We start from the raw sequence: 24,941 nt of genomic DNA, 5'->3' as shown, positions 1-24,941 counted from the left end.
CGTTCGAGGGATGGCGACCGAGCGTCGTTCTGCGTACAGTTGATTGCAGTCAAGGAAAAACTTGCAGCTTTGCGCATCGAGCGCCGACTGACGACTGAGGGATTCACGCAAGCACACAGCACCGATCGGCGGACGGAAGGGCGGGATCAGCCATGAGCGGCACGTCGCACATGGAGCAGGAGCTGAACAGCCAGCCGGAGACATGGCGCGAGGCCGCGCGCCTGGGCGGCGAGAACGGCGCCCTGCCGAAAGCCGGCCGGCGAGTAGCCGTCATCGGCTGCGGCACCTCATGGTTCATGGCGCAGTCCTACGCCGCGCTGCGCGAGGCCGCGGGTGCCGGTGTCACCGACGCCTTCCCCGCCTCCGAGGCGTTCCTCGGCGACGACCGCGGTTACGACGCCGTGGTGGCCATAACCCGCTCCGGCACCACCACGGAAGTCCTCCGCATACTCGAAGCCGTACGGGGCCGGATCCCCACGGTGACGGTGCTCGGAGCCCCGGACACCCCTGCGAGGGAGCTCTCCGACGAGACCGTCGCCCTGCCCTTCGCCGACGAACGCTCCGTGGTGCAGACGCGGTTCGCCACCACGGCCCTGGCTCTGCTCCGCGCACACCTGGGCGAAGACCTCTCCGCCGCGATAGGCGGCGCCGAGGAAGCGCTGACAGCGCCCGTCGACCAGGAATGGGTCGACGCCGAGCAGTTCTCCTTCCTCGGCACCGGCTGGACCGTCGGCCTGGCCAACGAGGCGGCGCTCAAGATGCGCGAGGCCTCGCAGAGCTGGACCGAGTCCTATCCCGCCATGGAATACCGGCACGGCCCGATATCCATCGCCGCGCCCGGCCGCGTCACCTGGCTGTTCGGTGCAGCGCCGGAGGGCCTGGCCAGGGAGGTCACGCGTACCGGCGCCCGGTTCGTGTCCCACGACCGTGACCCGCTCGCGGACCTCGTACTCATCCACCGCGTCGCGCTGGCCCGTGCCCACGCCCGCGGTCTGGACCCCGACAACCCACGCAGCCTCACCCGCTCGGTCATGCTCGACACGGCACGGGCCTCCTGACTGACTGGCGAGTGGCCTCTGGCTTCAGCTCCCCGCGCCCTGCCGCCCAGCTCTGGCCCGTGGCTCTAACCCGCAGCTCTGGCCCGTGGCTCTAACTCGCAGCTCTGGCCCGTGGCTCTAACCCGCAGCTCTGGCCCGTGGCTCTAACTCGCAGCTCTGCCCCGTGGCCCTGGCCCGTAGCTCTGGCCCGTAGCCCTGGGCGTGGTCCCAGTCCCCGCCCCCCGGCTCCGGCCCCGGCCCCGGTCCCCGAGCCGTCCCTATCGCACCCTCCCCCCTTCCCCTCCCCCACACCCAACGCACGTCGACCGCCTGTCCTCCAGCGCACGTCAACCACCCGCCCCATCCGTCCCTACGCCAGGGAGGCCGGCTCCATGCCCCTCGTCCCCACGTCAGAGATAGTCCGGGCCGCCGATGAGGCACGCGTCGGTGCGGTGTCGTTCAACGTCATTCATCTGGAGACCGCGGAGGCGCTGGTGGCCGCCGCCGAGCGGACGGGGGTTCCGCTCATCCTCCAGATCAGCGAGAACTGCATCCGGTATCACGGCAGCCTGCTTCCGATCACCCGCGCCACACTCGCGCTCGCGGAGGCCTCCCCCGCACGGATGGCGGTGCACCTGGACCACATCACCCAGCGTCGGTTCGTGTACGAGGGGGTGGAGGCCGGAGTGAGTTCGGTGATGGTCGACGCCTCCGCCCTCCCGTACGAGGAGAACGTCGCGACGACGGCGGAACTGGCCGCCTGGTGCCATGAGCGAGGAGTGTACGTCGAGGCGGAACTCGGCGAAGTGGGCGGCAAGGACGGTGTCCACGCACCGGGGGTGCGTACCGATCCGGACGAGGCGCTGGCGTACGTCACGGCCACGGAGGTGGACGCGCTCGCGGTGGCGGTCGGGTCGTCACACGCCATGCGGGAGCGTACGGCCGTACTGGACAAGGAGCTGATCGCGGCACTGCACGAGAAGCTGCCGGTGCCACTGGTGCTGCACGGTTCCTCGGGCGTACCGGACGACGAGCTGCGCCGGGCGATAGCCGCCGGCATGACGAAGATCAACATCTCGACCCATCTGGTCTCGGTCTTCACCCGTTCCATCCGGGAGACGCTGACCGCGGAGCCGGACCTGGTGGACTCACGCAAGTACCTCAAGCCCGCACGGGAAGCGGTGACCGAGGAGGCGGCCCGGCTGCTGGGGGCGCTCAGCGCGGCGACGGCACTCCCCGGTCAGTACTCCCCCGCGGCGCCGGCCTGCGGATGAGAGCACGCGATGAGGGAGGTGGTTCCGCCACGGTTAGGGTCTTCGCATGAAGCGCCATGAACGGATGAATGCCCTGCTGGAGCTGCTCGGGGAACGCGGCAGGGTGGATGTCGACGAGGCGGCGACCGCGCTCGAGGTGTCGGCCGCGACCATGCGCCGTGACATGGACGCGCTGGCCGAGCAGCAACTGCTTACCCGGACCCGTGGTGGTGCGGTACTGAGCTCCGTGGCGTACGACCTGCCCATCCGTTACAAGCACGCTCATCGCGCGGCGGAGAAGGAGGCGGTGGCACAGGCGGCGGCCAAGCTGGTCGAGCGTGGTGACGTGGTCGGGCTCAGCGGTGGTACGACCACCACGGAGATCGCCCGGGTGCTGGCGACGCGGCCGGACTTCGCGGAGGCCGGGCCGCAGCCGCATCTGACGATCGTCACGAACTCGCTCAACATCGCCAATGAACTGGCCGTACGGCCGCAGATCAAGATCGTGCTGACGGGAGGGGTGGCGCACTCGCGGTCGTTCGAGCTGGTCGGGCCGTTCAGTGAACTGGTGCTGCAGCAGATCTCCGTCGACATCGCGTTCATCGGCGCGAACGGCGTGGACCCGCGGATGGGGGCCACGGTGCACGACGAGGCCGAGGCTCGTATCAACCGCCTCATGGCCGAGCGTTCCGAGCGGGCCGTGATCGTCGCCGACTCCTCGAAGATCGGCGAACGGTGCTTCGCGCGGGTCGGCGACGCCGATGTCTTCGACACCTTCATCACCGACGACCGAGCGGAGGAAGCGGTCCGTCAGGAGTTCACCGACCGAGGCCTGCACGTCATCACCGCTCCCACCACTCCCACCGCTTCGACCGCCTAGACCGCCACGACCGCCACGATCGCCTCGACCGCTTCAAGGACTTCTGCTGCTTCGGACTGACGCACTTCTTCCGGGAGCCGGTCCGACCGGCCGGGCGTCGGGTCAGGGCGTCAGGTCAGGGCGTTGGATCAGGGCGTCGGGTCAGGGCGTGGGGTGGAGGACGGCGTCCGCGCCGCCGTCCATGAAGAGGAGCTGGCCGGTGACGTGGGTGTTCTCGGGCGAGGTGAGCCAGGTCAGGAGGGCGGCGACCTGTTCGGGGTGGGCGTGGCCGTTGAGCGGCATCGGGACGGCGGTGTCGACGACCTTGCGCATCTCGGGGTCGGCGAGCATGCCTTCGGTCATCGGGGTCAGAACGGTGCCGGGACCGACGGCGTTCAGCGGGATGCCCGCACCCGCCCAGTCGGCGGTGACCGCCGCGCGCCGTACCCAGCGGGCGACGGCGGCCTTGGAGGCCCCGTAGATGAGGTGCCCCTCGCCCCGGTCGATGGCGTGCTGCGCCGCGGCGGTCGCCGCCTGCTCGTCACCGGCCAGGGCGGCATCGACGATGGCCGGGTCGGCGGGGTGGGCCGCGGCGACGGAGGCGACGACGACCGCGCGGGGGTCGGTGCCGGCGGCGAGCAGCGGGCGCAGGCGCTCCAGTGTGACGACCGCGCCGAAGTAGTTGACCTTGACGGCGGCGGGCACGAAGTGTGCGAGACCGGCACAGGCGATGACGGCGTCGAGTCGGCCACCGGTGAGTTCCCGGGCGCGGTCGGCCAGTTGGGCGCGGCCCTGCTCCGTGGCGAGATCGGCCGCTATCCCGACACCGTCGGCGTCGGCGGCCCGGTCGGCTCCGATGACGGTGTGCCCTTCGGCGCGGAGGCGGGCCGCGGTGGCCTTGCCGATACCTGAGGCGGCTCCGGTGACGAGGTAGGCGCGGGGCATGACCGGTCTCCTTGCGGCTCGGGGACGATCTCAGGTCAGGGCTCGGGCTCCCGGGCTCGGACTCCCGGGCTCCCGGGCTCGGACTCCCGGACTCGGTGACGCGTGCGGCGGGAGGGTGGGTGAGGAGGCAACTCGCCTTGCTGACGGCCAACTTAGGTTAAGTGGCATGGCATGCCAATAAGGGGGAACGGTTGACACTGCGCTGTGAGGTGACTGCGAGGGAGCGACGTCGTATGGCAGTGAGGCGTGGGCGACCGTCGTTCAGCGAGGACCGGCGGCAGGCGACGCGGATGGTGATCGCCGAGGCGGCGGCCACGCTGTTCTCCGACCGCGGGTACGAGGCGACGACGGTCGAGGACATCGCCGCGGCGGCCGGCATCTCGTTGCGCACCTTCTACCGGTACTGCCCGGCGAAGGAGGATGCGCTCACCCCGGTTTTCACCGCCGGCGTCAGCGGCCTCGCCGACCGGCTGGCCGCGCGTCCCGTCGACGAGCCGCTGGCCGAGGCCGTCGGGGCGGCCTTGGCCGACGCGCCTTCACTGCACCGCCTGGCCGATGCGGACCGGGCCCGGCGGTTGCTCCGCGTGATGGGTTCGGTGCCGGCAGTCCGTACGCGCTGGCTGGCGGCCGGCCGGGAGCTGCAGGACCGGCTCGCGCCCGTGCTCGCCCCGCGTACCGACGGCGATCCCGACAGCATGGAGACCCGGCTGCTGGCCGCCGCGCTGATCGATGCGATCACGGTGGCGATGGAGTGCTGGGCACGGGAGGGCGAACCGGAGGGCGTCCTGGAGCTGACCGCTCGGGCGCTGCGGTATCTACGGATCGACAACCGCTGACGGTATGCGCGTGGCATATGTATTGCATAGGTGTTGCCTATGTCATGCGTGTGAGTGGTCACCTTGGCTGCGCCGGCGGCGGGGGTCACTCGCGGCACAGTGTCGCGGCACAGTGGCGGCGCGGGTCACTCGCGGCACAGTGTTGCGGCGCAGTGGGGCACCGTCGGCGATGTGCTCCCGGTGCGGGCGCCCCGCGTGCCCCCTCGGCCGCAGCGTGCTCCCTTGTACGGTGGGGCACCCCTTGTCCGGCTCGCGGAAAATGCGATAGTCAAGTGGACAGATCACGGGGGGACCCATGCGTAGATTTCTGGCCATAGCCATCACGGCGGCCATACTGAGCGGCACGTTCGGCATCGTGTCGGCCGAGTCCGCCTCGGCCGCTTCCCGGCAGCACCGGGTGCCGCAGTGCGTCAAGGTGACGAAGTACTTCACGAAGAAGCACAAGCGGTACGTCCGGCTGAAGAACCTGTGCGCCAAGCGGAGTGCCTGTTACACCGTCGTCGTTCCCTGGCGTCCCGATACGCGGGGCCGGCTGAAGAAGGGTGCGACGAAGAGCGTCCGCTACGGGACGGACCGCGATCCGCGGGCGCTGTACGTCAAGAACCGCTCCTGCTGAGCCCAGCCCACCGCCGCGCCGGGCCAGGGGCACCCCGAACCCCGGGCGCCCCGCCCCGGCCCCCGAGAACCCCGCCCCCGGACCCCGAGCCCCGGGCGCCACACCCCCAGGCCCTCGCGACGCCAATCCTTCACAGGTAAAACACCGGCTAATATTTATGTATGGGCAAGCACGCTAGACCGAGACGACTGGGACAGAGGGACACGAAGAGCACGCAGAGCACGCAGAGCACGCAGAGCACGCAGAGCGCGGCACGCACGGGAAGCACCACCAGCGTCAGCCCCGGGCAGACGATCCGGACCCGGCCGCTGCCGGTCAGGAGTACCGTGCGGCTGCGCCGGCCGCTGGAGACCCGGCACTGGCACAAGCCCGCCTTCAGTGCGGCCGCCGCCCTCGCCGTACCCGATCTGGCGTTGCTCGCCATGGACCGGATGGACCTGGTCCTCTACACCTCGGCCGGTGCGATGTGCGCGCTGTACGGGCACAGCAAGCCGTACGCCGCGCGCGCCCGTACCGTCGCCTGGGTGGTCCTGGCCATGATCGCCAGCCTCGCCGTCGGCCTGGTCAGCTCGTCCTTCATCGACCACACGCTGTTGCTGGTCCTGATCGCCTCGGCGCTGGCGGCGGTGCACAGGATGATGTGCGACGCGACCCGTATCGGGCCGCCCGGCAACCTCATCATCACCTTCATCTCGGCCTCGGCCTTCTTCGTGCCGCAGCGGCCGGACCAGATACCGTTCCATCTGCTGCTCGCCGTCGGAGGCGGGGCCGTCGCCTGGCTGGTGTGCATGGCGCCGTGGCTCGTACGGCCGGAGGGACCGCAGCGGATCGCCACCGCGCGGGCCCTGGAGGCGGCGGCCGGGCTGCTGCGTGCGGCGCCCGACGCCACCGCGGGCCCCCGCCACGCCACCGCCGCCGCGGTCAACGCCGCCTGGCAGACGATCTTCCTCGTACCGGCTCGCAGCACGGCCAAGTACACCGCCAGGGCCCGCCTGGAACGGCTGCTCCTCCAGGCCGAATCCACCCTGGCCGCCGCGGGTGCGCCCGCCGGTGGCAGCCATAGCGACGACGTGCCCGCCAGGGTCCGTACTGCGGACGTGCCCGCCGGGGTCCGTACTGCGGACGCGCCCGCCGGGGTCCGTACTGCGGACGCGCCCGCCGGGGACCGTGCCGCGGATGCCGAGCGTTTCGAGGCCTGGGCTCGGGACCTGCGGCGTGGGCGGCCGCTGCCTGAGGTGGCGCTGGACGCCGGACAGGCCGCGGAGCTGGCCGGCATCGCCGCCGACCAGGAGGGCGCCGAGCTGGATCTGCGGCATCCGTCCCCCGATCATCCACGCGGCTTCCGCGCCGTCTTCGCGCAGCTGCGGCCCGGGTCGCCGCTGTTGCCGGTCGGGGCGCGCGTCATGATCGGCTGTACGTTGGCGGGCTGGGCCTCCATGGCCATCGGGTCCGAGCACCCGTACTGGGCGGTCGTCACTGCGGCCTCCGTCTTCCAGGCGAACATCACACTCTCCTGGCAACGCGCCGTACAGCGTGCCCTGGGCAACCTGCTCGGGCTGCTGCTGTTCACCGCGCTGCTGCCGGTGATCCACACCGGACACCTCGCGATGGTGCTGCTGGTGCTCCTCTTCCAGGTGGGCGCGGAGGCGTGGATCCCCCGCAACTACTGGCTCGGCTCGGTCTGCGTGACACCGATGGCGCTGCTGCTCACCTCGTTCGGCAACGCTCTGCCCGCGAGCGTCCTGGTACGCGACCGCTGGGTGGACACGGTGGTCGGCGGGGTCATCGGGCTGGTCTGCTGCGTGCTGGTGACCAACCGGCGGGCCACCGACCGCATCGAGGCGGCGATGGGCCGCGTCGTCGCGGCCCAGGACGCGGCGGACGCGGTGCTCGCGGCGGAGCAGCCGGACGACCAGGAGGCGGGCTGGGCACGCGACCGGCTCGCCGCGGCGCTGGTCGAGCTGCGCGAGGCCGTCGAGGTGGCCTCCGGCGAGTGGTGGCAGCGCGCGCTGCCCGCCGAGCGCGTCACCCTCACCGAACGCGACGGCCACCGCACCCTCGCCCGCCTCGTCCAGCACCTCACCGCACCGACCCTGGCGGCGTGAGGGGGATCAGTGAGCCGATGGGGCAGTGAGCCGATGGGCCGGTGAGCCGATGGGCCGGTGAGCCGGTGAGGGCGTCGGCGGGCTTTGCCCGGCCAGGACGGACAGGTACCGGTCTCCGGTGGGCAGAATGAGCGAGCGCGGAAGATGCGCGCGCGGAAGAGCGGAAGTCGCGCGGGGAATGGGCGCGAGGAACGGCCGGACGAAGGAGAGCTGAGCGTGGCCGAGGACATCGTCGCAGGGGTGCTGCGGCAGTGGCAGCAGGTGCATCCCGGTCTCGACACCGGGCCGATGGCCGTGATCGGCCGGCTCAACCGCTGCTCCGCGCTGCTCCAGCAGGCGGTGGACGCGCCCCTCGTGCAGGAGGGACTGACCCGGGCCGAATTCGACATCCTCGGCACCCTTCGGCGTACCGGACGTGAGCTCACTCCGGGGCAGCTCGCCCGCGAGACCTTCGCTTCGGGGGCCGCCGTGACCAAGCGGCTGCGGCTGCTGGAGGAGCGCGGTCTGGTCGCCCGGCGGCCCGACGCCCGTGACCGCCGGGTCGCCCACCTCAGCCTCACCGACGAGGGCCGGGAGCTGATCGACCGGCTGCTGCCCGATCAGCTGTCGTTCGAGTCGAGCCTGCTGTCCGGCCTGTCCGGGGAGGAGCTGGGGCACCTCTCCACGGCCCTCTCCGACCTGCTGCTCCACCTCGAAGGCCGACTGGGCGCCCCACGGACCTGACCGCGGAACCACCGTCCGTGGAACCCAGCCACGGAACCACCGTCCACGGAACCAGCCACGGAACCACCGTCCACGGAACCGCCGCCCGCGGGACCGCGACATCAGCCGCGCAGCACCGCCGCCCGCCCCCGCTCCCCCGCCGCCCAGCAGGCCAGGTCCCGCGTGCAGCTCACGGTGTCGTACGAGCCGGTGTCGAGCGTGCGCCAGGTGCGGCCGCCGTCCGTCGTGAGGTCGGTGCCGGTCGGGCCGACCGCCAGCGCCGCGTGCCGGGAGTGGGGCAGCCAGGCCACGCCCGAGCGGTACGCGGGTGGTGGGGTGCTCGCCGTACGCCAGGTCTCGCCCGCGTCGTCGGTCACGGCGGCGGCCTCGGGGGACGGTTCACCGGGGCGGTAGTCGCCGCCGACGGCCAGGCCGTGCGCACGGCCGCGGAAGGCGAGGCCGAAAACCCCGCGCGCCGGGTCGCCGGCCGGGACCGGTGTGCCGGTGGCGTTCCACGTACGGCCGCGGTCGGCGGAGTGCAGGACGCGCGCGGTGGCCGCGCCGCCGGTGGCGAGCCATACGTCCCGGCCACCGCCGGGGCGCACCGGGGCGGCGCTCCCCGCCGTGACCAGGCACTGGCCCGAGGCCGCGAAGGACGCCTCGCCGGGCTGTGCCGCCGGCATGCCGCCCGACGGCAGCACGCGCCAGCTGCGGCCGCCGTCGCCCGTGGCGAGCATGCGGTACTTCCCGTCGACCGGGTCGCTCACCGCGAGGCCGTGCCGGGTGTCGAAGAAGGCCATGCAGTCGTAGAAGGCACGCGGATCGGTGTTGCGGAAGCTCTCCGTCCAGGTGGCGCCGCCGTCCTCGGTGCGGAAGATCCGCGACGCCTCGCCCTCGCCGATCGCCAGCACCACGGCACGCCGCCCGTCGAACGCCTCGACGTCCCGGAACTCCAGCCCCTCCGCGCCGGGCGGTGAGACGTTCCGCCAGGTCGCGCCGCCGTCGCGGGTGCGCAGCACGGTTCCTTCCGTACCGGCCAGCCAGGCGGTGCGGCGGCTGACCGCGGCGAGGCCGCGGAAACGGGCGTCCGTACCGGTGGGGCGCAGGACCCAGCCGCCGGCTCCCGGCCTCGCGGCGGCACTCGCCCCCGCTCCCGCCCCCCGCACTCGCGCTTCCGCTCCCTCCCCCGCTCCCGGGCGGGGCGGGCGGTGGTGACGCCTGCGCCGCGGCGGACGGCCCCGTGGCCGCGGCCACGGCGAGCAGCACACCGCAGACGGCGGCCGTCACAGCGGCCGAAGGGAAGGACCGACCGGTCCGCCGCACTTTTCCCATGAGTCCCCCGCTCCCCTGCCGCTGCCACGATCCCGCAGGAAGCTAGCCGCCTCCGGGAGCAGCGTCCAGGGCCCGGCCGCGCCGAATCGCGGGGCCCGGCGCCGGTTCCTAGAGTGAGCCGTAAGGCCCTGGGGCTTGTCCGCCAGTGAGGAGTGACCCATGGACCAGCAAGAGATCCTTACGCGCATTTCGGCGATGGTGGAGACCGAGCGGGCGCTGCGTGAGCGCATCGCCGCCGAGGAGACCGGCGGCGAGGAGGAGCGTGCTCAGCTGGCCGCGCTGGAACGCGCGCTCAACCAGTGCTGGGACCTGCTGCGGCAGCGGCGCGCCAAGAGCGAGTTCGGGCAGAACCCGGACGAGGCGGCCGTCCGCCCGTCGTCCCAGGTGGAGCAGTACCGGTCGTAGGACGGGCCGGACCTACGCAACGTCTACGCACGTACGGCGACAGGTGCCGTCCGTTCTGCGTACCGGATCGTGGTGCGGGTGGCCACACGCCTACCGAAAGCAGCGGAGCACACGTCGATCCGCTCCGGGCCGACGGCGCGCAGAGGGGGCCGGCCGGCGGCGGCGCGGCGCCGCTGAGCGGCCGCTGCCGTGCTGCGGAGGGGCCGGAGCGGAACCGCGGGGCGCAGTTGCCCACCCCCTCAGGAGCCCGTGACGCAGCTCACGCGGAAATCCGGTGCACTGCCGTAACGATGCCGCCGTCATAGATGTCGTAGAGGCAAGGAACCGCACCGGACACCAGGGAGCCGACGATGCCGGACATCATCGACCACGCTGTTCAGGCCGGCCTCATCGCGACGGAACCGCAGTCGCGCGCCGTCCTCGCTCGGCTGCGTTACAAGAGCAGTGATCCGTTCGCCGTGCAGGCGATCTTCCCGGCCGCGGCTTCCCTGGACGGCGCGGAGGTCCGCTGGACGTTCGGCCGGGAACTGCTGGCCGAGGGGATGCGGTCGCCGTCCGGGGACGGCGACGTGCACGCCTGGCCGTGCGGGCCGCGCCACACGATGCTGGAGTTCCACGCCGCCGAAGGCGTGGCGATGGTCCGGTTCGCCTCGGCGGATCTGCGTCGCTTCCTGTCGAGTACGTATCTGGTGGTGCCCCGGGGCAGCGAGACCCACTACCTGGACGTGGACGCCGACCTCGCGGCCCTGCTGCGCGAGGCGTGACCCTGCTGCGCGAGGCGTGAGGCGAGGAACGCGCAGCAGGAACCCGCCACCCCGGAGGAACGTTCCTCACGTGTACCTGATATCCCGTACCTGAAACATCCTCACCATCGGGTGTCCAAAGAAGGGCGCCTACCCCGCAGACGACAGGGATCACACCTGACATGACATAGATCACACACCTGTCACATGCACGGCTCACCCGGGCACAGCGTCTAACTGTGTGAGCCGTGCGCAGACCCGGCCATGCCCATGACCCGACAGCCGTAAGGGAGCAGCCGCGATGCAGAGTGCCATCGACCACGCCGTACAGGTCCGTCTGATCGCGACGGCGCCGGGGTCGCGTCCGGTACCCGCCACCCTGCACTACCACCCGGCCGATCCACTGGCCGTGCGGATGTCCTTCCCGCCGGAGATCTCGCTGGACGGCGCGGCGGTGGAGTGGACGTTCGCGCGGGAGCTCCTGTCCGAGGGGCTGCGGGGACGGTCCGGTACGGGAGACGTGCGGGTGCGTCCGCTGGGCGAGGACCGGACCGTACTGGAGCTGCACGTGGCGGACGGTGTCGCGATGGTGCAGATGAGCTCCGCCGACATCCGGCGGTTCCTCGCGCGGGCGTACGAGGCGGTGCCCGCCGGGGAGGAGCTGCTCGACGTGGACAGCGGCCTCGCCGAACTGCTCGGGGAGGGCTGAGCGGGACGCGTCGCGCGGCGGGTACGTCACCGACCGGTCGAGAGCGGCCCCTGTCGCCGGCCTGTCCGGACCAGACACTGTTACCGACCCGTCCGGACCAGACCCTGTTACCGACCCGTCAAGAAACGTACCGATACTGGTCGCATGCCACGAGTACTGCTCATCGAGGACGACGCCGCCGTACGGCACGGGGTCTCGCTCGCGCTGCGGCGGCGCGGGCACGACGTGGCGGCCGTGGCCAGCGGCGAGGAGGGGCTGACCACGCTGCCGGCCTTCCGGCCGGACATCGTGCTGCTGGATCTGATGCTGCCGGGCAAGGACGGCTTCGAGGTGTGCCGCCGCATCCGGGCCGACCGGCAGCTGCCGATCATCATGCTCACGGCGCGCGGTGACGACCTCGACGTGGTGCTCGGGCTGGAGGCCGGCGCGGACGACTACATCGTGAAGCCCGCCCGGGGCGAGGTGCTGGAGGCCCGTATCCGGGCGGTGCTGCGGCGTACGGCGCCGCCCGCGCTCGGTGAACCGGGCCCGCACGAGCCGGGTCCCGCACCGGTGGAGGCACACGGTGAACTGGTCGTGGACCGGGCCGGGCTGGTGGTGACCAAGAATGGTCAGGACCTGGCACTGGCGCCCTCGGAGATGAAGCTGCTGCTGTTCCTGTCGGCGGCGCCCGGGCAGGTGTTCAGCCGCCAGCAGCTGCTGGAGCACGTGTGGGAGCACGGCTACCACGGAGACGCGCGGCTGGTGGACGCGTGTGTGATGCGGCTCCGGACGAAGATCGAGGACACTCCGCGCAGCCCGCGGTACGTCCAGACGGTCCGCGGCTTCGGCTACCGCTTCGGCCCGCTGTGACGGGCGTCCGTGGCCGGGCCGGGCTGCGGCCGCTGCTGCGCGGCCTGCGGGCCCGGCTGGTCGTGGCGTTCCTGCTGGTCGCGGCGGTCAGTGCGCTGACCACTGCCGCGCTCACCTACCGTGAGGCCCGGAACGCGATCCTGGAACGGTCGCAGGACACCGCCATCAACGACCTGCGGGCGCAGATCAATTCGCTCGCGCCCGATCTGCCGGTGCCGCCGAGCCGGGCCGACCTGGACGAGTTCGCGCGGCAGCTGGACCGGTCCGGTAAGGCCCGGGACTGGGACGTCGAGGCGGACTACGAAGGCGTACCGGACAACGGCTCGGACGCGGCGGTCGCGGTGCCCGACGCGCTGCGCGAGTCCGTGGAGCGGCGCCACGTACCGGCGTTCCAGCGGGTCGAGCGCGACGGCGAGCCGTGGCTGCTGATCGGCATGCCGGTCACCCGGGCGCACGACCACGCCCCGTCGAAGCTCTCGGTGTACGCGCGGCTGCCGCTGCGGGCCGAGGAGGCCAACGTCGAGGAGCTGGTGAGCGCCGCGCAGCGGGGTGCGCTGCCGGTGCTGGCGCTGGCCCTCGTCCCCGCGCTGTTCGCGGCGCGTGGCGTGTTGCGGCCGGTACGCAAGCTGCGGCAGGCCGCCGGGCGCATCGCCCAGGGCAAGCTGGACACCCGGCTGGAGGTCAAGGGCGAGGACGAACTGGCCGAGCTGTCCCGTACGTTCAACGACATGGCGGCCCATCTGGAGGAGAACGTCGCCGAGCTGCGCCGGCTGGAGTCCAACTCGCGGCGGTTCGCGGCGGACGTCTCGCACGAGCTGCGGACACCGCTGGCCGCGATGACCGCGGTGACGGACGTGCTGGACGAGGACGCGGAGGCCGGCGCGCTGGACCCGGACACCGCGTCGGCGGTACGGCTGATCAGCCAGGAGACCGGCAAGCTGGCCCGCATGGTCGAGGACCTGATGGAGATCTCGCGGTTCGACGCGGGGGCCGCGGCGCTCCATGCGTACGAGGTGGACGTCGCCGAGGCGATCCGCAAGACGCTGCAGGCCAGGGCCTGGCAGGGCCGGGTGACGGCCGACCTGACGGCGGACGTGCGGGCACGGCTGGACGCGCGCCGGCTGGACGTGGTGGTCGCCAATCTGGTCGGCAACGCGCTGCATCACGGGGGCGAGCCGGTCGCGGTGCGGCTGCACGCGCCGGCGGACGGCCGGCTGCTGATCGAGGTGGCGGATCAGGGTCCCGGTATCGATCCGGAGGTGCTCCCGCACGTCTTCGACCGGTTCTACAAGGCCGACTCGGCCCGGGCCCGGTCCGAGGGCAGCGGTCTGGGGCTGGCGATCGCGAGGGAGAACGTACGGCTGCACGGCGGCACCCTGCGCGCCGCGAACGCCCCGGACGGTGGCGCCGTGTTCACCATCGACCTGCCGTTGCGTACGGACGAGGCGGACGAGGCGGACGAGACGGATGAGGCGGACGAGACGGATGAGTTGGACGACATGAGCGAGGCGGACCGGTCCGGTGAGGAGGAAGCATGAGCCGCAGCACGCGTACGCCGGCCGTGGCCGCCGTCCTCGCCGCGCTGCTGGCCGGTGCGCTCGCGGGATGCGGCATCGAGCCCAGTGATGTGATCGACGCCGGGGAGCCGGCGACCGGGCTGAAGTCGGACGGCCAGGAACCCGCCGACGTGCAGCTGTTCTTCCTCGCGTCCACCGGGCTGCGGGCCGCCGCCCGGTCCGCCGAGCGCCCGGCCACGCCGCAGCGCGCCGTCGACCTGCTGCTGGCCGGGCCGAACGCCGCCGAGCGGCAGCGCGGCCTGACGACCGCGCTGCCGGACCTGCGCGACCGGGTGACCGTCACCCCGCGGGACGGCCGTATCACGATCACCGTGCCGGCCGATCCGGAGCGGCTGGACCAGCCCGCGCTCAGCCAGTTGGTGTGCACGGCGGCCAACGGCCAGGTGCCGGGCGGCCGGCAGCCGGAGGAGATCGGTGTGACCGTGCGCGGCAAGGGCGTGGAGGTCGGCCCGCTGGTCTGCGGCGGCAACAACGCCTACCCGTACCTCACTCCGCGGTCGGCGTCCCCGAGCGCCTCCCCCACGGAAACGCCGTCCGGCGCCCCCACCGCCTCCCCGTCCGGCACCGCCACCCCGTCCGTGCGCTCCTGACCCGGCGGCCCGCTTCCTCTACGCTGCTTCCGGCGATCACTCCGGTCACCATGCCGACGGGGCAAGGGAGTTGCGGATGGTACGGCGGTCAGCGGCGCGCGGGAACGCGGCTTCGGGAACGTACGACTACATCGTCGTCGGGGCGGGTTCGGCGGGCTGTGTGCTCGCCGCCCGGCTGTCCGAGGACCCGACGGTGCGGGTCGCGCTGATCGAGGCGGGCGGGCCCGACCGCCGGCAGGAGGTCCGGATCCCCGCCGCCTTCCCGAAGCTGTTCAAGACGGCGTACGACTGGGACTTCACCACGACCGCGCAGCCCGCGCTGAACGGCCGGGAGCTGTACTGGCCACGCGGCCGCACGCTCGGCGGCTCGTCCTCGCTGAACGCGATGATGTGGGTGCGCGGCCACCGAGACGACTACGACGCCTGGGCGGCGGAGGCCGGCGAGGGGTGGGGCTACGACGAGGTCGTGCGCTACTTCCGGCGGGCCGAGCGGTGGGCCGGCCCGCCGGCGCCCGCGCTCAACGTGGTGGAGGGACGGGAGCGGGTGCACGGCTCGGCAGGCCCGTTGTGGATCTCCCCCGCGCGTGACCTGCACCCGCTCTCCGCTGCTTTCCTCGACGCGTGTGCGGAGTCCGGTCTGCCACGGCTGCCGGAGCTCAACGGGCCCGATCACAGCGGCTGTGCGGCGACTCCGCTGTCGCAGCGGCGCGGGCGGCGCTGGAGCACGGCCGACGGCTACCTGCGGCCCGCGCTGCGGCGCGCCAACCTCACGGTGCTCACGGACAGCGAGGCGCGCCGCGTCCTCTTCGCCGGCGCCGGCGACGGCGCCCGGGCCTGCGGGGTGGAGCTGGCGGACGGGGTGCTGCGGGCCCGCCGTGAGGTGCTGCTGAGCGCCGGGGCGATCGGCTCGCCGCAGCTGCTGCTGCGTTCGGGCGTCGGGGACGCCGACGAGCTCAAGGCGCTGGGCATCACACCGGTGGCCGACCTGCCGGGGGTCGGCCGGCATCTCCAGGACCACCTGTCGGTGCCGGTACTGCGGTACGCGGTGCATCCGGTGACGCTCACCGGCGCGGACACCCCCGCCAACATCGCGCGCTATCTGCTGGCCCGGCGCGGGCCGCTGACGTCGAACGTCGGTGAGGCCGTGGCGTTCATCCGGAGCGAGTCCGGGATGCCGGCGCCGGACCTGGAGCTGATCTTCGCGCCGGTGCCGTTCGTCCGGCACGGCCTGACGCCGCCGGCCGAGCACGGCGTGACCATCGGGGTCATCCTGCTCCAGCCGGAGAGCCACGGCCGGATCACCCTGACGGACGCCGATCCGGCAGCGCCGCCGTGCATCGAGCCCGCGTATCTGAGCGCACCGGCCGACCTGCGGCGGATGGTGGCGGGCGTGCGCTTCGCCGAGGAGCTGTTCGGCAGCGCGGCGCTGCGGCCGCATGTCGGCGGGGCGCTGCCGCCGTGGCGGGCGAGCGAGGACGACGCCGCTACGGAGGCCACGGTGCGGGCGCTGGCGGAGACGCTGTACCACCCGGTCGGGACCTGCCGGATGGGGACGGGCGACGACGCGGTGACCGATCCGGCGCTGCGGGTGCGGGGCGTCGCGGGCCTGCGGGTGGTGGACGCGTCGGTGATGCCGCGCATCACCCGGGGCCACACCAACGCCCCGACCGTGATGATCGCCGAGCGCGCCGCGGACCTGATCAGGTACGGCGAGGTCGCGCGCGCGTGAGGTTCAGCCGGGGTCCGTCGTCATCCGTACCCGCAGGAACCGCGGCCGGTACAGCGACACGTCGTCGTTGACCGCGCCGGTCGCATGGGTGCCGGGCGGGCCGAGGGTGTTGACGTCGTAGCTGAGGAGCAGGCCGGTCCGGCCGGTGAACTCCGGGTGCGCCTGCGGGTTGTAGACCGCGGTGCGCTCGGCGGACCCGGCGGGGTCGGGCGGCCGGGGCGGGGTGACCGCGCCGTTCGGGCCGTGCCAGGGGCCGTGCGCGGTACAGGACCAGTAGCTGGTGAAGGTGGCCAGGCCGTGACCGCCGCCGCCCGCCGCGTCCATGGTGAACAGCACCCAGGTGCCGCCGTCCCGGACGACGGTGTAAGCGCTGCCGACGCCGCGCCGGCCGTCGTTGCGCAGGACGGGCGCGGCCCGCTCGGGGTCGGCCCGCCAGCCGTGGCCGTCCCAGTAGCGCCAGGCGCGGTGGTCGGCGAGCCGGCCGGTGGGGACGCGGGCCAGGTACGCCTGGGCCGCCGGCTGGTCCGTGGGGGCGTCGCCGCCGTAGACGTAGGTGTGCCGCCCGTACGGTACGGCCGCTGTGCCGTACAGCACGCGGGCACCGGGGTCGGCGGCCGGCGTACGGTCGCCGACCGTGGTGACGCGTTCCAGGCGCAGCCGGGGCAGGGAGAGCGTGGCGACCTCGGTGGTGCGGGGTTCGCCGAAGAGCCAGGGGCCTTCGCCGGGGGCGCGGTTCCACAGCAGGACGCGGAGCACGCGTTCGGCCGAGCCGGGTGTGCGGGGTTCGACGCGCGCGGCCACCGGCCAGCGCCAAGCCCCGGCGGGGCCCTGGGAGCGCGGCGGGTCGGGGAAGTACCCGGCGGGCCCGGCCGGGGTCCGGCGGATCAGCGTGTCGTACGGGCGTCCCGGTCCGCCCGACAGGACGAGGGAGTTGCGGATCAGGCCGGGCGGGCCGCTGCCGTCGGCCCTGGTCCGCCAGGAGTGCGACTGCCCTTTGGGGTTGGGCGGGGGCTGGATGCGGTCGAGGAAGGTGTCGGAGAAGAGCCAGAGGGTGCGGCCGTCCGGGAGGCGTACGGAGTGGGTGCCGTCGCCGCCGGTCCAGTCGTCGAACCGGGAGTTGTCGTCGCCGTAGCGGGCGAAGGCGTCCGTGAAGCGGGGTTCGGGGGTCCAGGAGGCGATCTTCCGGGCGGTGCAGGGGGCCGCGTGCTCGCCCGTCGGTACGGCGACGAGCACGGCGGCGGCGACGGCCGCGAGGAGCAGCGCCGCCAGGGCGGCGGTGCGCCGGGACACCCGGCTGACGGGTCGGCTCATGCCCCGATCATGCCGCGCCGGGCCGCCCGCTCCGGTCAGGGCGTGCCGAGAAGCACTCCCTGGCGGGCCCGTCAGTGGTGCCCGTCGTGGCCGGGAACCGTGCCGTCCGGCTTGGCGATCAGCAGCATGCCGGCCATGCCCATGTCGGAGTGGCTCTGGACGTGGCAGTGGTACATCCAGGCACCGGCGCCCACGCCCTCGCCCGCGATGAACTGGAAGCCGAAGGAGTCGGCGGGGCCGGTGATCTTGTTGTCGATGACCTGGCTGGGGTCGTCGGGGCCCGTCAGCAGGCCCGTGCGGTTGTCGGCCCAGCGGTGCCCGTGGACGTGGAACGTGTGGTAGTACTCGCCGTGCGTGATCATGATGATCTCGACGCGGTCGCCGACGGTGGCCTTGAAGTCGGGCCCCTTCGGCAGGTTGTTGATGGTCATGTCGTTGAAGACGATGGTGAACTGGCGGTCCGGGTCGGGCAGGATGTCGCCTTCGCGGCGCACCACGACCGGCCCGTAGAGGCCCTTGCGGATGCCGCCGGTGCCGTGCTCGGTGCCGACGACGTGGTCGTGGTAGTGCCAGTAGCCCGCGCTGCCCGGGCGCCAGGTGCCGTCCTTGCGTCTGCCGGGCTTGTGCGTGCGCCAGGTGTAGGTGCGGGTGCCACCGGGCTCGATGTGGCTGCGGTTCGTCTTCGTGCCGTCGCTGGCGGTGTCGTAGTCCACGCCGTGCACGTGCAGGCTGGCCGCGACGTCGAGGGTGTTGGTGACCTCGATGTGCAGGGTGTCGCCCTCGGTCAGTTCGACGAGGGGGCCGGGGATGGTGGCCTTGCCCTTCTCCAGGCCGTACCCGAGCTGCCCGTCGGGGAGCTTCTCCATGTAGAGCTTCATGTGCCTGACCTCGCCGCCGGCGCCTGCCCTGCGGACGGAGCCGGCGGCACGGGCGGCTGCCGGAGCGGCCGTGGCCCCGACGGCCACGCCGACCGTGCCGAGTGCCGCGACCGCGGCTCCGCCGGCGAACAGCCGGCGGCTCAACGCCCCCTGCACGGCGGAAGTTCCGTCTCTCTCGGTCATCGTGCTCCCCTCGCAGAAAGCGCTCTCGGCAGTGAGCCGTCCGGAACGCTAGCGCCGTGATCTTCGTTTATCCACGGTCAGGACAAAGTTTGTTGACTTGCGGTCATAGCTATTGGCGGACCGCCGAAAGAGGTCTAGCTTCGTCGGCTGTTGCTGTGTGCTCACAGCTGTGTCCTCAGAGGGGTGGGTGAACCAATGCGTCGCGCACCACGTCGGAAAACCTCCACCACCGGACGGTGGAGACGGACGGCCGGCCTGTCGGCCCTGGCCGTCGCGGCGGCCCTGCTGGGCGGTACCCCCGCACTGGCCGGTGTGCCGCCGGAACCGTCCGTACCCAAGCTCGCCCTGCCGTCGCCGCCGGGCGGGGAGAACGTCCGTGTGCTGGTGTTCCACGGCTCGGCCGGCGAGGAACCGCCTACGGTGAACGCCGGCATCGAGGCGATCGAGAAGATCGGCCGGCAGGGACCGGCCCTTGAGCACTTCACCGTCGACGCCACGGCCGACGCCTCGGTCTTCACCAGGCCCAAGCTCGGAAGGTACAACACGGTGGTCTTCCTGACCGGCGGCGGGGATGTGCTCGACCCCGAGCAGGAAGCCGGCCTGGAGAGCTACATGAAGGCCGGCGGCGGCTTCGTCGGCATCCACGACGCGGCCCGCGCCGAGCCGTACTCCGACTGGTTCACCGGCCTGATCGGTGCCCGCCCCACCGGCGGCACGGGCACCGTCCAGCGCGCCACCGTCGAGGTCGGCGACCGCGAGCACCCCGCCACCAAGAGCCTCCCGCTGGAGTGGAAGCGCCCCGACAAGTGGCTCAACTGGGCGCAGAACCCGAGCGGTTCGGTGCACACCGTGGCCCGGGTACGGGAGAACACCTTCCGGCCGGGCACCGGCGCCAACGGTGCCGACCACCCCATCTCCTGGTGCCGTGACTACGACGGCGGACGGTCCTTCTACACCGGCATGGGCGGCACCGCCGCCGGCTTCCAGGAGACCGACTTCCGGGCCCATCTGCGCGGCGCGCTGCTGTGGACCACCCGGCTCGCGCGCGCCGACTGCCAGGCCACCATCGCCTCGCACTACAAGGCGGAGCGGGTCACCCGGCCCAACCAGCCGGGGCAGCACGACCAGATCGGCGAGCCGCACGGCGTGGTGACCGCGCAGGACGGCCGGGTGTTCTACATCGGCCGCGGCGGCGAGGGCTCGGACGCGCCCGTGATCACCGACTGGAACAACCCCGACATCGGCAAGGGCAAGGGCACCGTCCACGTCTACGACCCGAAGACGAAGCAGGTCACCCTCGCGGGCGAGGTCACCGTCTTCGGCAACAAGGGCGGCGGCGACGAGCTGGTCAAGAACGAGGAGGGGCTGCTCGGCATCGAGCTGGACCCCGACTTCGCCGACAACGGCTGGGTCTACCTGCACTACACGCCGCACTCGCGGATCGACCGCGACACGCACATGGCCGAGCGCCGCGTCTCCCGCTTCCACCTCGACCCGAAGACGAACAAGCTCGACATGTCCTCGGAGAAGGTCCTGCTGAAGTGGCCGGTGCAGATCCACAGCTGCTGCCACGCGGGCGGCGGCATGGCCTGGGACTCCAAGGACAACCTCTACATCGCCACCGGCGACAACAACTCCAGCCAGTTCAGCGACGGTTACTCCGGCAACAACCCGGAGCCGGACTTCAAGGGCGTGTCGTTCGCCGACGCCCGCCGCACCGCGGGCAACACCAACAACCTCAACGGGAAGATCCTGCGGATCCACCCCGAGGACGACGGCACGTACACGCTCCCCGAGGGCAACCTCTTCACCGGCAAGGAGACCGACGAGGGCGGGGGCAAGACCCGCGGCGAGATCTACGTCATGGGCGTCCGCAACCCCTCTCGCATCTCCGTCGACAAGAAGACCGACACGCTCTACGCGGGCTGGGTCGGCCCGGACGCGACCGAGCCGAGCGAGACCTGGGGCCCGGCGAAGTACGACACGTTCGCCGCGATCACCCATGCCTCCAACCGCGGCTGGCCGTTCTGCATGGGCAACGCGCAGCCCTACCGCGACCGCAGTCTGCCGGACCCGAGCAAGCCGCTGGGCTGGTACGACTGCGACAACCTGAAGAACGAGTCGCCGAACAACGACGGGCTGGTCAACATCCCGCCCGCCGAGCCCAACAACATCTGGTACTCCCCCGCCGGCGGCGGCCCCGACTTCCCGCGCAGTGCCGACGGCGTGCCCAGCTACAAGAAGGCCGAGCAGAAGTTCCTGCTGCCCTGGCTCAAGGGCGGCGGCCAGGCCGCGATGGACGGCCCGGTCTACCGCTACGACGCGAAGACGGCGGGTGAGGACGCCTGGCCCGCGTACTGGGACGGCAAGTGGTTCGTCGGCGACTTCTACGACGGTGAACAGCCGCGGAACGCGGTCGTGATGGACCCGAAGACCGTGGGCTCGGGCGGGCTGCCCGTGCACGCCGAGTCCCTCGACAAGATCGTGCCGGTCGGTGCCGACGGCATCCGCAACCTGATGGGCTGGACGTTCGCGCCCGACGGCTCGCTCTACGTCCTGGACTACGGGCGCGGCTTCTTCACCTCCGACGACAAGTCCGCGCTGTGGCACATCACGTACCACGGCGGCCCGGCGACTCCGCTCCCCGCGGACCTGGCCCGGAAGGACGCCTGATGAACCGGCGGCTGACCGCTCTGCTGTCCGTCCTCCTCCTGCTGCTCGGCGTCGGCGCCACCGCGGCGTACGGGCAGCCGGCGCCCGTCGCCGAGCAGCAGGTGCTGACCTGGACGGCGGGCGACGACATCACGAAGTACACCTCGGCGCCCACCACCGCCGTGGCCGGGAAGGCGACCATCGTCTTCGAGAACAGCGAGGCCACCGGCAACACCATGGGCATGCCGCACACGCTGACCTTCGTCACCTCCGACTCGGAGTACAACCAGGACGTCAGCCTGAACATCCTGGCGAACCCCGGTGACTCCTCCGGCGGCAAGCACACCGCCGAGGTCACGCTCACGCCGGGCAAGTACCGCTACCACTGCACGATCCCCGGCCACGAGACGATGCAGGGCGTCCTCGTCGTCACCGAGGGCGGCGGCGAGGACACCACGGCGCCGGAGACCTCGGCGAAGGTCGAGGGGCAGAAGAACGCGGACGGCGCGTACGTCGGCAGCGCCACCGTGACCCTGTCGGCGACCGACGCGGGCTCGGGTGTGGACCGGATCGAGTACGCGGTCGGCGAGGGCGGCTTCCAGCCGTACACCGCGCCCCTCGTCGTCGACCAGGCCGGCACCCACAAGATCCGGTACCGCGCGGCCGACAAGGCGGGCAACGTCGCGGCGGAGAAGTCCGCCGACTTCACGGTGGTCGCACCGGACACGAACGACACCACCCCGCCGGAGACCTCGGCGACGGTGTCCGGTGAGAAGAACGCGGACGGCGCCTACCTCGGTATGGCGACGGTGACGGTCACCGCCTCCGACACCGGGTCCGGCGTCAACACCATCGAGTACGCGCTCGGGGACGGCGAGTGGCAGCCGTACACCGCGCCGGTGATGGTGCACGAGGTGGGCGCGCACAAGGTCCGCTACCGCGCCGCCGACAAGGCGGGCAACGCGGCGGCGGAGAAGTCGGTGGACTTCACGGTCGTCGAGCCGCCGGCCGAGGACACCACGCCCCCGGAGACCGCGGCGAAGACCGAAGGGCAGAAGAACTCCGACGGCGCGTACGTCGGCAGCGCCAAGGTGACCGTCACCGCCACCGACGCGGAGAGCGGCGTGGCGAAGGTCGAGTACTCCCTCGACGGCGGCCCGTACCTCGCGTACGAGGCGCCGGTCGTCGTGGACCGTACCGGCCACCACTCGCTCGCGCACCGGGCGACCGACAAGGCGGGCAACACCTCGCCGGCCCGTACGGTCTCCTTCGACGTCGTCGCGGGCGGCGGAGTGCCCGCACCGCCCTGCCCCGAGTTCGACGAGCGGCTGACCGTCATCGTCGGCACGGTCGACACCGGTGTCCCGAACCGGATCACCGGCAACCGCTGCACGATCAACGAGCTGATCGAGGACGAGAAGGACTGGTCCTCGCAGGCGCTCTTCCTCAAGCACGTCACCGAGGTGACGGACCAGCTCCGGAAGGACGGCGTGATCGACAAGCGGGAGTACCGGGCGATCAACAGGGCGGCCCGCCAGTCCGGCATCGGCAAGCCCGGCCAGCACACCGGCTACCGCGACCTCTTCGACGGGACGCAGGCGTCCTTCGAGAAGTGGCAGCACGTGGGCGGCGGCGCCTTCTCGCTCACCGGCGACGGCGCCATGACCAGCAGTACGACGGTCGACGGCATGGGGATGCTGTGGTTCCCCGAGCGGCGCTTCGACGACTTCTCGCTGAAGCTCCAGTTCCGGGACGACGCGCCGGGCACCGGCAACGCCAACGGCGGGGTCTTCGTCCGCTTCCCCGACGTCCACGACCACCCCGAGGAGTCCCGGCCCGAGTGGGTCGCCATCAAGTACGGACACGAGGTCCAGATCCTGGACCGGCCGGACGGCGACATGTACAAGACGGGGTCGGTCTACGGCTTCGACCGGGTCGGCCTCGGCGGCGCGGGCGTCACGCCCAAGGGCACCTGGAACGACTACGAGATCCGGGTGGTCGACCAGCACTACGAGATCTACCGCAACGGCAAGCTGATCAACGAGTTCGACAACACCGGCGGGCAGACCTTCTACCCGCCGCGGGACGACGACCCGGGCACCGACGGCCGGCGCTACGCCTCCGGCTACGTCGGCCTCCAGGTCCACGGTACGAGCGATGTCATCTCGTACCGCAACATCCGCATCCAGGAGCTGTGAGCGCCCGGCACTCACGGTGACGACGGCGGCCGCCGGGATCCTCCCGGCGACCGCCGCTCTCGTCCGTGTCAGGCGGTCAGCAGACGCCGTCCCCCGGCTTGGGGTTGCCGAGGCCGAAGGCCGGGCGCAGCCGGAGGCCCGCCCAGGTGCCGACCAGCGCGGCCGCGCCCCAGATCCAGCCGTGCAGGCTGCCGGAGGCGATGCCGGCGAGGTACGCGCCGATGTTGCAGCCGCCCGCCATGCGGGCGCCGATGCCCATCAGGATGCCGCCGAGCACGGCGGCGAGCGCGGTGCGGGCGGGGATGCCGCGGTGCAGCTTCCACACGCCGCCCGCGGCGGCCGCGACCGCGGCACCGATCATGATGCCGATGTCGGTGAGACTGGTCTTGTCGGCCAGGACCGGGCCCGCGTACGAGGCGGCGTTCTTCGGGTCCTGCCAGAAGGCCCAGTGCTCCGGGGAGCCGCCGAGCAGGCCCACCAGCTTCGAGCCCCACAGCGCGAAGGCGCTGGTCACGCCCCACGCGCCGCCCGACACCAGCAGGACGGCGGCGCCGAGGACGGCGAGGGCCAGCGCACCGGCCCACAGGGACCAGGAGCCGCGGAAGACGCGGGCCAGGGAGGTACGCGCGGACGGCGGGGTGCCGAGCGGCGGCGGGTTGCGGCGGGCCTGGACGCGGCGGGAGACCAGCACGACCACGGCGAGCAGCACGATGGTGAGGGCCCAGGAGCCGCCCCAGCCGAGGTGGTCGGAGAAGAGCACCGGGTCGAAGGCGGGCAGGTCACGCCAGAGGTCCCACTGCCAGGCGGCCAGCGTCGAGCCGGCGATGAATCCGCCGAGGGTGAGGACGATGGTGCTCTGCCCTGAACCGACGGCGAAGAGGGTGCCGGAGGCGCAGGCGCCGCCGAGCTGCATGCCGACGGCGAAGAGGAAGGCGCCGACCAGCAGGGCGACGCCCAGCGGTCCGGCGCTGGGCGCCGGTACCGAGCCGAACAGTCCGGTGCCGGTGCCGATCACCAGGGCGAAGAGCGTGGCGGTGGTGCCGAGCAGCAGGGCGTGGGCGCGCAGCCCGGTGCCGTTGCCGACGGCGATCAGCTGCCGCCAGGCGGAGGTGAAGCCGAAGCGGGAGTGGAAGAGGGCGAAGCCCAGGGCGATGCCGAGGAGCAGCAGGATGCCGGGCTTGGCGCCGTTGGCGGTCCACACGTACGCGGTGAGACCGGCACCGATCAGGCCGGCGACCACCAGGGGCGTGCGGCGGACGGGCGGCGCGGGCTCGGCGGCGGGCGCGGGCGTGCGGGTGGGGGCCGGGGTGAGCAGGGCGCTGGAACGGGGCGGGGCCCCGGCCGCCCCGGCGGGGGGAGCGGTCGTCACGTGAGTCTCCGTGGGAGGGGTGCGATACGGGCGGGCGTACCGGAAGAACAGGCCGGACCT

The 24,941-nt window shown here is 72.4% G+C and carries 21 protein-coding genes; 16 read left to right on the top strand and 5 right to left on the bottom strand.

The features are described 5' to 3' along the window. Positions 1-152: 152 nt before the first annotated feature. The 3 genes from AAC944_RS30685 (at position 153) to AAC944_RS30675 (ending at position 3,170) form a co-directional block, all read left to right on the top strand. A complete protein-coding gene (locus AAC944_RS30685; protein WP_030620658.1) occupies positions 153-1,058 on the top strand; it encodes an SIS domain-containing protein in 906 nt (301 codons plus the stop codon). A gap of 371 nt (positions 1,059-1,429) precedes the next feature. After that, on the top strand, positions 1,430-2,311 hold the full coding sequence (locus tag AAC944_RS30680) for a class II fructose-bisphosphate aldolase (RefSeq protein ID WP_030620655.1): 882 nt from the start codon (positions 1,430-1,432) through the stop codon (positions 2,309-2,311). Between the two features lie 46 nt (positions 2,312-2,357). Next, positions 2,358-3,170, top strand: a complete 813-nt coding sequence (locus AAC944_RS30675) for a DeoR/GlpR family DNA-binding transcription regulator (protein ID WP_030620652.1) — start codon at positions 2,358-2,360, stop codon at positions 3,168-3,170. A 141-nt stretch (positions 3,171-3,311) separates the two neighbouring features. Here AAC944_RS30675 and AAC944_RS30670 read toward each other — a convergent pair whose 3' ends face one another. Beyond that, entirely contained in the window at positions 3,312-4,094 is a 783-nt protein-coding gene (locus AAC944_RS30670) for an SDR family oxidoreductase (protein ID WP_030620649.1), read from the bottom strand. A gap of 233 nt (positions 4,095-4,327) precedes the next feature. Between AAC944_RS30670 and AAC944_RS30665 the strand changes: the two genes are divergently transcribed. The 4 genes from AAC944_RS30665 (at position 4,328) to AAC944_RS30650 (ending at position 8,374) form a co-directional block, all read left to right on the top strand. Further along, a complete protein-coding gene (locus tag AAC944_RS30665; protein ID WP_030620646.1) occupies positions 4,328-4,930 on the top strand; it encodes a TetR/AcrR family transcriptional regulator in 603 nt (200 codons plus the stop codon). Between the two features lie 295 nt (positions 4,931-5,225). Beyond that, a complete protein-coding gene (locus AAC944_RS30660) occupies positions 5,226-5,546 on the top strand; it encodes a hypothetical protein (RefSeq protein WP_030620644.1) in 321 nt (106 codons plus the stop codon). Between the two features lie 326 nt (positions 5,547-5,872). Next, positions 5,873-7,651: an FUSC family protein gene (locus AAC944_RS30655; protein WP_030620641.1), complete on the top strand. Its 1,779-nt coding sequence runs from the start codon at positions 5,873-5,875 to the stop codon at positions 7,649-7,651. 216 nt (positions 7,652-7,867) lie between these two features. After that, positions 7,868-8,374, top strand: a complete 507-nt coding sequence (locus AAC944_RS30650; protein WP_030620639.1) for a MarR family winged helix-turn-helix transcriptional regulator — start codon at positions 7,868-7,870, stop codon at positions 8,372-8,374. A gap of 101 nt (positions 8,375-8,475) precedes the next feature. Here the strand turns inward: AAC944_RS30650 and AAC944_RS30645 are convergent, their stop codons facing one another. Then, positions 8,476-9,519, bottom strand: coding sequence for a WD40/YVTN/BNR-like repeat-containing protein (locus AAC944_RS30645; protein ID WP_368396531.1), 1,044 nt, complete (start codon positions 9,517-9,519; stop codon positions 8,476-8,478). A 325-nt stretch (positions 9,520-9,844) separates the two neighbouring features. Here AAC944_RS30645 and AAC944_RS30640 point away from each other — a divergent pair, with 325 nt between their 5' ends. The 7 genes from AAC944_RS30640 to AAC944_RS30610 all read left to right on the top strand — a co-directional run bounded on the left by AAC944_RS30640 (position 9,845) and on the right by AAC944_RS30610 (position 16,290). Continuing rightward, positions 9,845-10,090, top strand: coding sequence for a DUF2630 family protein (locus AAC944_RS30640; protein ID WP_030620632.1), 246 nt, complete (start codon positions 9,845-9,847; stop codon positions 10,088-10,090). Positions 10,091-10,440: 350 nt separating this feature from the next. Continuing rightward, positions 10,441-10,854, top strand: coding sequence for a spore wall synthesis regulator SsgD (gene ssgD / locus AAC944_RS30635; protein WP_030620630.1), 414 nt, complete (start codon positions 10,441-10,443; stop codon positions 10,852-10,854). A gap of 280 nt (positions 10,855-11,134) precedes the next feature. Beyond that, positions 11,135-11,542, top strand: a complete 408-nt coding sequence (ssgD, locus tag AAC944_RS30630; RefSeq protein WP_030620627.1) for a spore wall synthesis regulator SsgD — start codon at positions 11,135-11,137, stop codon at positions 11,540-11,542. A 144-nt stretch (positions 11,543-11,686) separates the two neighbouring features. Beyond that, the gene (locus AAC944_RS30625) at positions 11,687-12,394 is read left to right on the top strand and encodes a response regulator (RefSeq protein ID WP_030620624.1); all 708 of its coding nucleotides are present in this window, start codon (positions 11,687-11,689) and stop codon (positions 12,392-12,394) included. Beyond that, positions 12,391-13,932: an ATP-binding protein gene (locus AAC944_RS30620; RefSeq protein WP_030620621.1), complete on the top strand. Its 1,542-nt coding sequence runs from the start codon at positions 12,391-12,393 to the stop codon at positions 13,930-13,932. Before AAC944_RS30625 ends, AAC944_RS30620 begins: the two co-directional genes overlap by 4 nt. Then, positions 13,929-14,561: a hypothetical protein gene (locus tag AAC944_RS30615; RefSeq protein ID WP_051872155.1), complete on the top strand. Its 633-nt coding sequence runs from the start codon at positions 13,929-13,931 to the stop codon at positions 14,559-14,561. Before AAC944_RS30620 ends, AAC944_RS30615 begins: the two co-directional genes overlap by 4 nt. A gap of 76 nt (positions 14,562-14,637) precedes the next feature. Then, on the top strand, positions 14,638-16,290 hold the full coding sequence (locus AAC944_RS30610) for a GMC family oxidoreductase (RefSeq protein WP_051872154.1): 1,653 nt from the start codon (positions 14,638-14,640) through the stop codon (positions 16,288-16,290). 3 nt (positions 16,291-16,293) lie between these two features. Here AAC944_RS30610 and AAC944_RS30605 read toward each other — a convergent pair whose 3' ends face one another. Together AAC944_RS30605 and AAC944_RS30600 are read right to left on the bottom strand one after the other, a co-directional pair. Continuing rightward, positions 16,294-17,601 carry a DUF5005 domain-containing protein gene (locus tag AAC944_RS30605; RefSeq protein WP_030620613.1) on the bottom strand — a complete coding sequence of 436 codons (1,308 nt, stop codon included), beginning with the start codon at positions 17,599-17,601 and terminating at the stop codon, positions 16,294-16,296. Positions 17,602-17,672: 71 nt separating this feature from the next. Beyond that, entirely contained in the window at positions 17,673-18,662 is a 990-nt protein-coding gene (locus tag AAC944_RS30600; RefSeq protein WP_030620610.1) for a multicopper oxidase domain-containing protein, read from the bottom strand. Positions 18,663-18,857: 195 nt separating this feature from the next. Between AAC944_RS30600 and AAC944_RS30595 the strand changes: the two genes are divergently transcribed. Next, positions 18,858-21,335, top strand: a complete 2,478-nt coding sequence (locus tag AAC944_RS30595) for a ThuA domain-containing protein (RefSeq protein ID WP_078888811.1) — start codon at positions 18,858-18,860, stop codon at positions 21,333-21,335. Continuing rightward, positions 21,335-23,512 (top strand): OmpL47-type beta-barrel domain-containing protein, encoded by a 2,178-nt coding sequence (locus tag AAC944_RS30590; RefSeq protein WP_030620604.1) that lies wholly within the window; start codon positions 21,335-21,337, stop codon positions 23,510-23,512. The genes AAC944_RS30595 and AAC944_RS30590 overlap by 1 nt, the downstream gene beginning before the upstream one ends. Positions 23,513-23,588: 76 nt before the next feature. Here AAC944_RS30590 and AAC944_RS30585 read toward each other — a convergent pair whose 3' ends face one another. Beyond that, entirely contained in the window at positions 23,589-24,881 is a 1,293-nt protein-coding gene (locus tag AAC944_RS30585) for a YeeE/YedE family protein (RefSeq protein WP_030620601.1), read from the bottom strand. Positions 24,882-24,941 lie beyond the last annotated feature (60 nt).

It is taken from the genome of Streptomyces sclerotialus, from assembly GCF_040907265.1.
Classification (GTDB): domain Bacteria; phylum Actinomycetota; class Actinomycetes; order Streptomycetales; family Streptomycetaceae; genus Streptomyces; species Streptomyces sclerotialus.
The sequence above is the reverse complement of the archived record's forward strand: the minus strand, read 5'-3'. Positions and strand labels throughout refer to the sequence as shown.

What these genes read in the sequence shown, in the direction of transcription:
- AAC944_RS30685 (WP_030620658.1), top strand. Translation starts at nt 153, where the DNA reads ATGAGCGGCACGTCGCACATGGAGCAGGAGCTGAACAGCCAGCCGGAG.
- AAC944_RS30680 (WP_030620655.1), top strand. Translation starts at nt 1,430, where the DNA reads ATGCCCCTCGTCCCCACGTCAGAGATAGTCCGGGCCGCCGATGAGGCA.
- AAC944_RS30675 (WP_030620652.1), top strand. Translation starts at nt 2,358, where the DNA reads ATGAAGCGCCATGAACGGATGAATGCCCTGCTGGAGCTGCTCGGGGAA.
- AAC944_RS30670 (WP_030620649.1), bottom strand. Translation starts at nt 4,094, where the DNA reads ATGCCCCGCGCCTACCTCGTCACCGGAGCCGCCTCAGGTATCGGCAAG.
- AAC944_RS30665 (WP_030620646.1), top strand. Translation starts at nt 4,328, where the DNA reads ATGGCAGTGAGGCGTGGGCGACCGTCGTTCAGCGAGGACCGGCGGCAG.
- AAC944_RS30660 (WP_030620644.1), top strand. Translation starts at nt 5,226, where the DNA reads ATGCGTAGATTTCTGGCCATAGCCATCACGGCGGCCATACTGAGCGGC.
- AAC944_RS30640 (WP_030620632.1), top strand. Translation starts at nt 9,845, where the DNA reads ATGGACCAGCAAGAGATCCTTACGCGCATTTCGGCGATGGTGGAGACC.
- ssgD (WP_030620630.1), top strand. Translation starts at nt 10,441, where the DNA reads ATGCCGGACATCATCGACCACGCTGTTCAGGCCGGCCTCATCGCGACG.
- ssgD (WP_030620627.1), top strand. Translation starts at nt 11,135, where the DNA reads ATGCAGAGTGCCATCGACCACGCCGTACAGGTCCGTCTGATCGCGACG.
- AAC944_RS30625 (WP_030620624.1), top strand. Translation starts at nt 11,687, where the DNA reads ATGCCACGAGTACTGCTCATCGAGGACGACGCCGCCGTACGGCACGGG.
- AAC944_RS30615 (WP_051872155.1), top strand. Translation starts at nt 13,929, where the DNA reads ATGAGCCGCAGCACGCGTACGCCGGCCGTGGCCGCCGTCCTCGCCGCG.
- AAC944_RS30610 (WP_051872154.1), top strand. Translation starts at nt 14,638, where the DNA reads ATGGTACGGCGGTCAGCGGCGCGCGGGAACGCGGCTTCGGGAACGTAC.
- AAC944_RS30605 (WP_030620613.1), bottom strand. Translation starts at nt 17,601, where the DNA reads ATGAGCCGACCCGTCAGCCGGGTGTCCCGGCGCACCGCCGCCCTGGCG.
- AAC944_RS30600 (WP_030620610.1), bottom strand. Translation starts at nt 18,662, where the DNA reads ATGACCGAGAGAGACGGAACTTCCGCCGTGCAGGGGGCGTTGAGCCGC.
- AAC944_RS30595 (WP_078888811.1), top strand. Translation starts at nt 18,858, where the DNA reads ATGCGTCGCGCACCACGTCGGAAAACCTCCACCACCGGACGGTGGAGA.
- AAC944_RS30590 (WP_030620604.1), top strand. Translation starts at nt 21,335, where the DNA reads ATGAACCGGCGGCTGACCGCTCTGCTGTCCGTCCTCCTCCTGCTGCTC.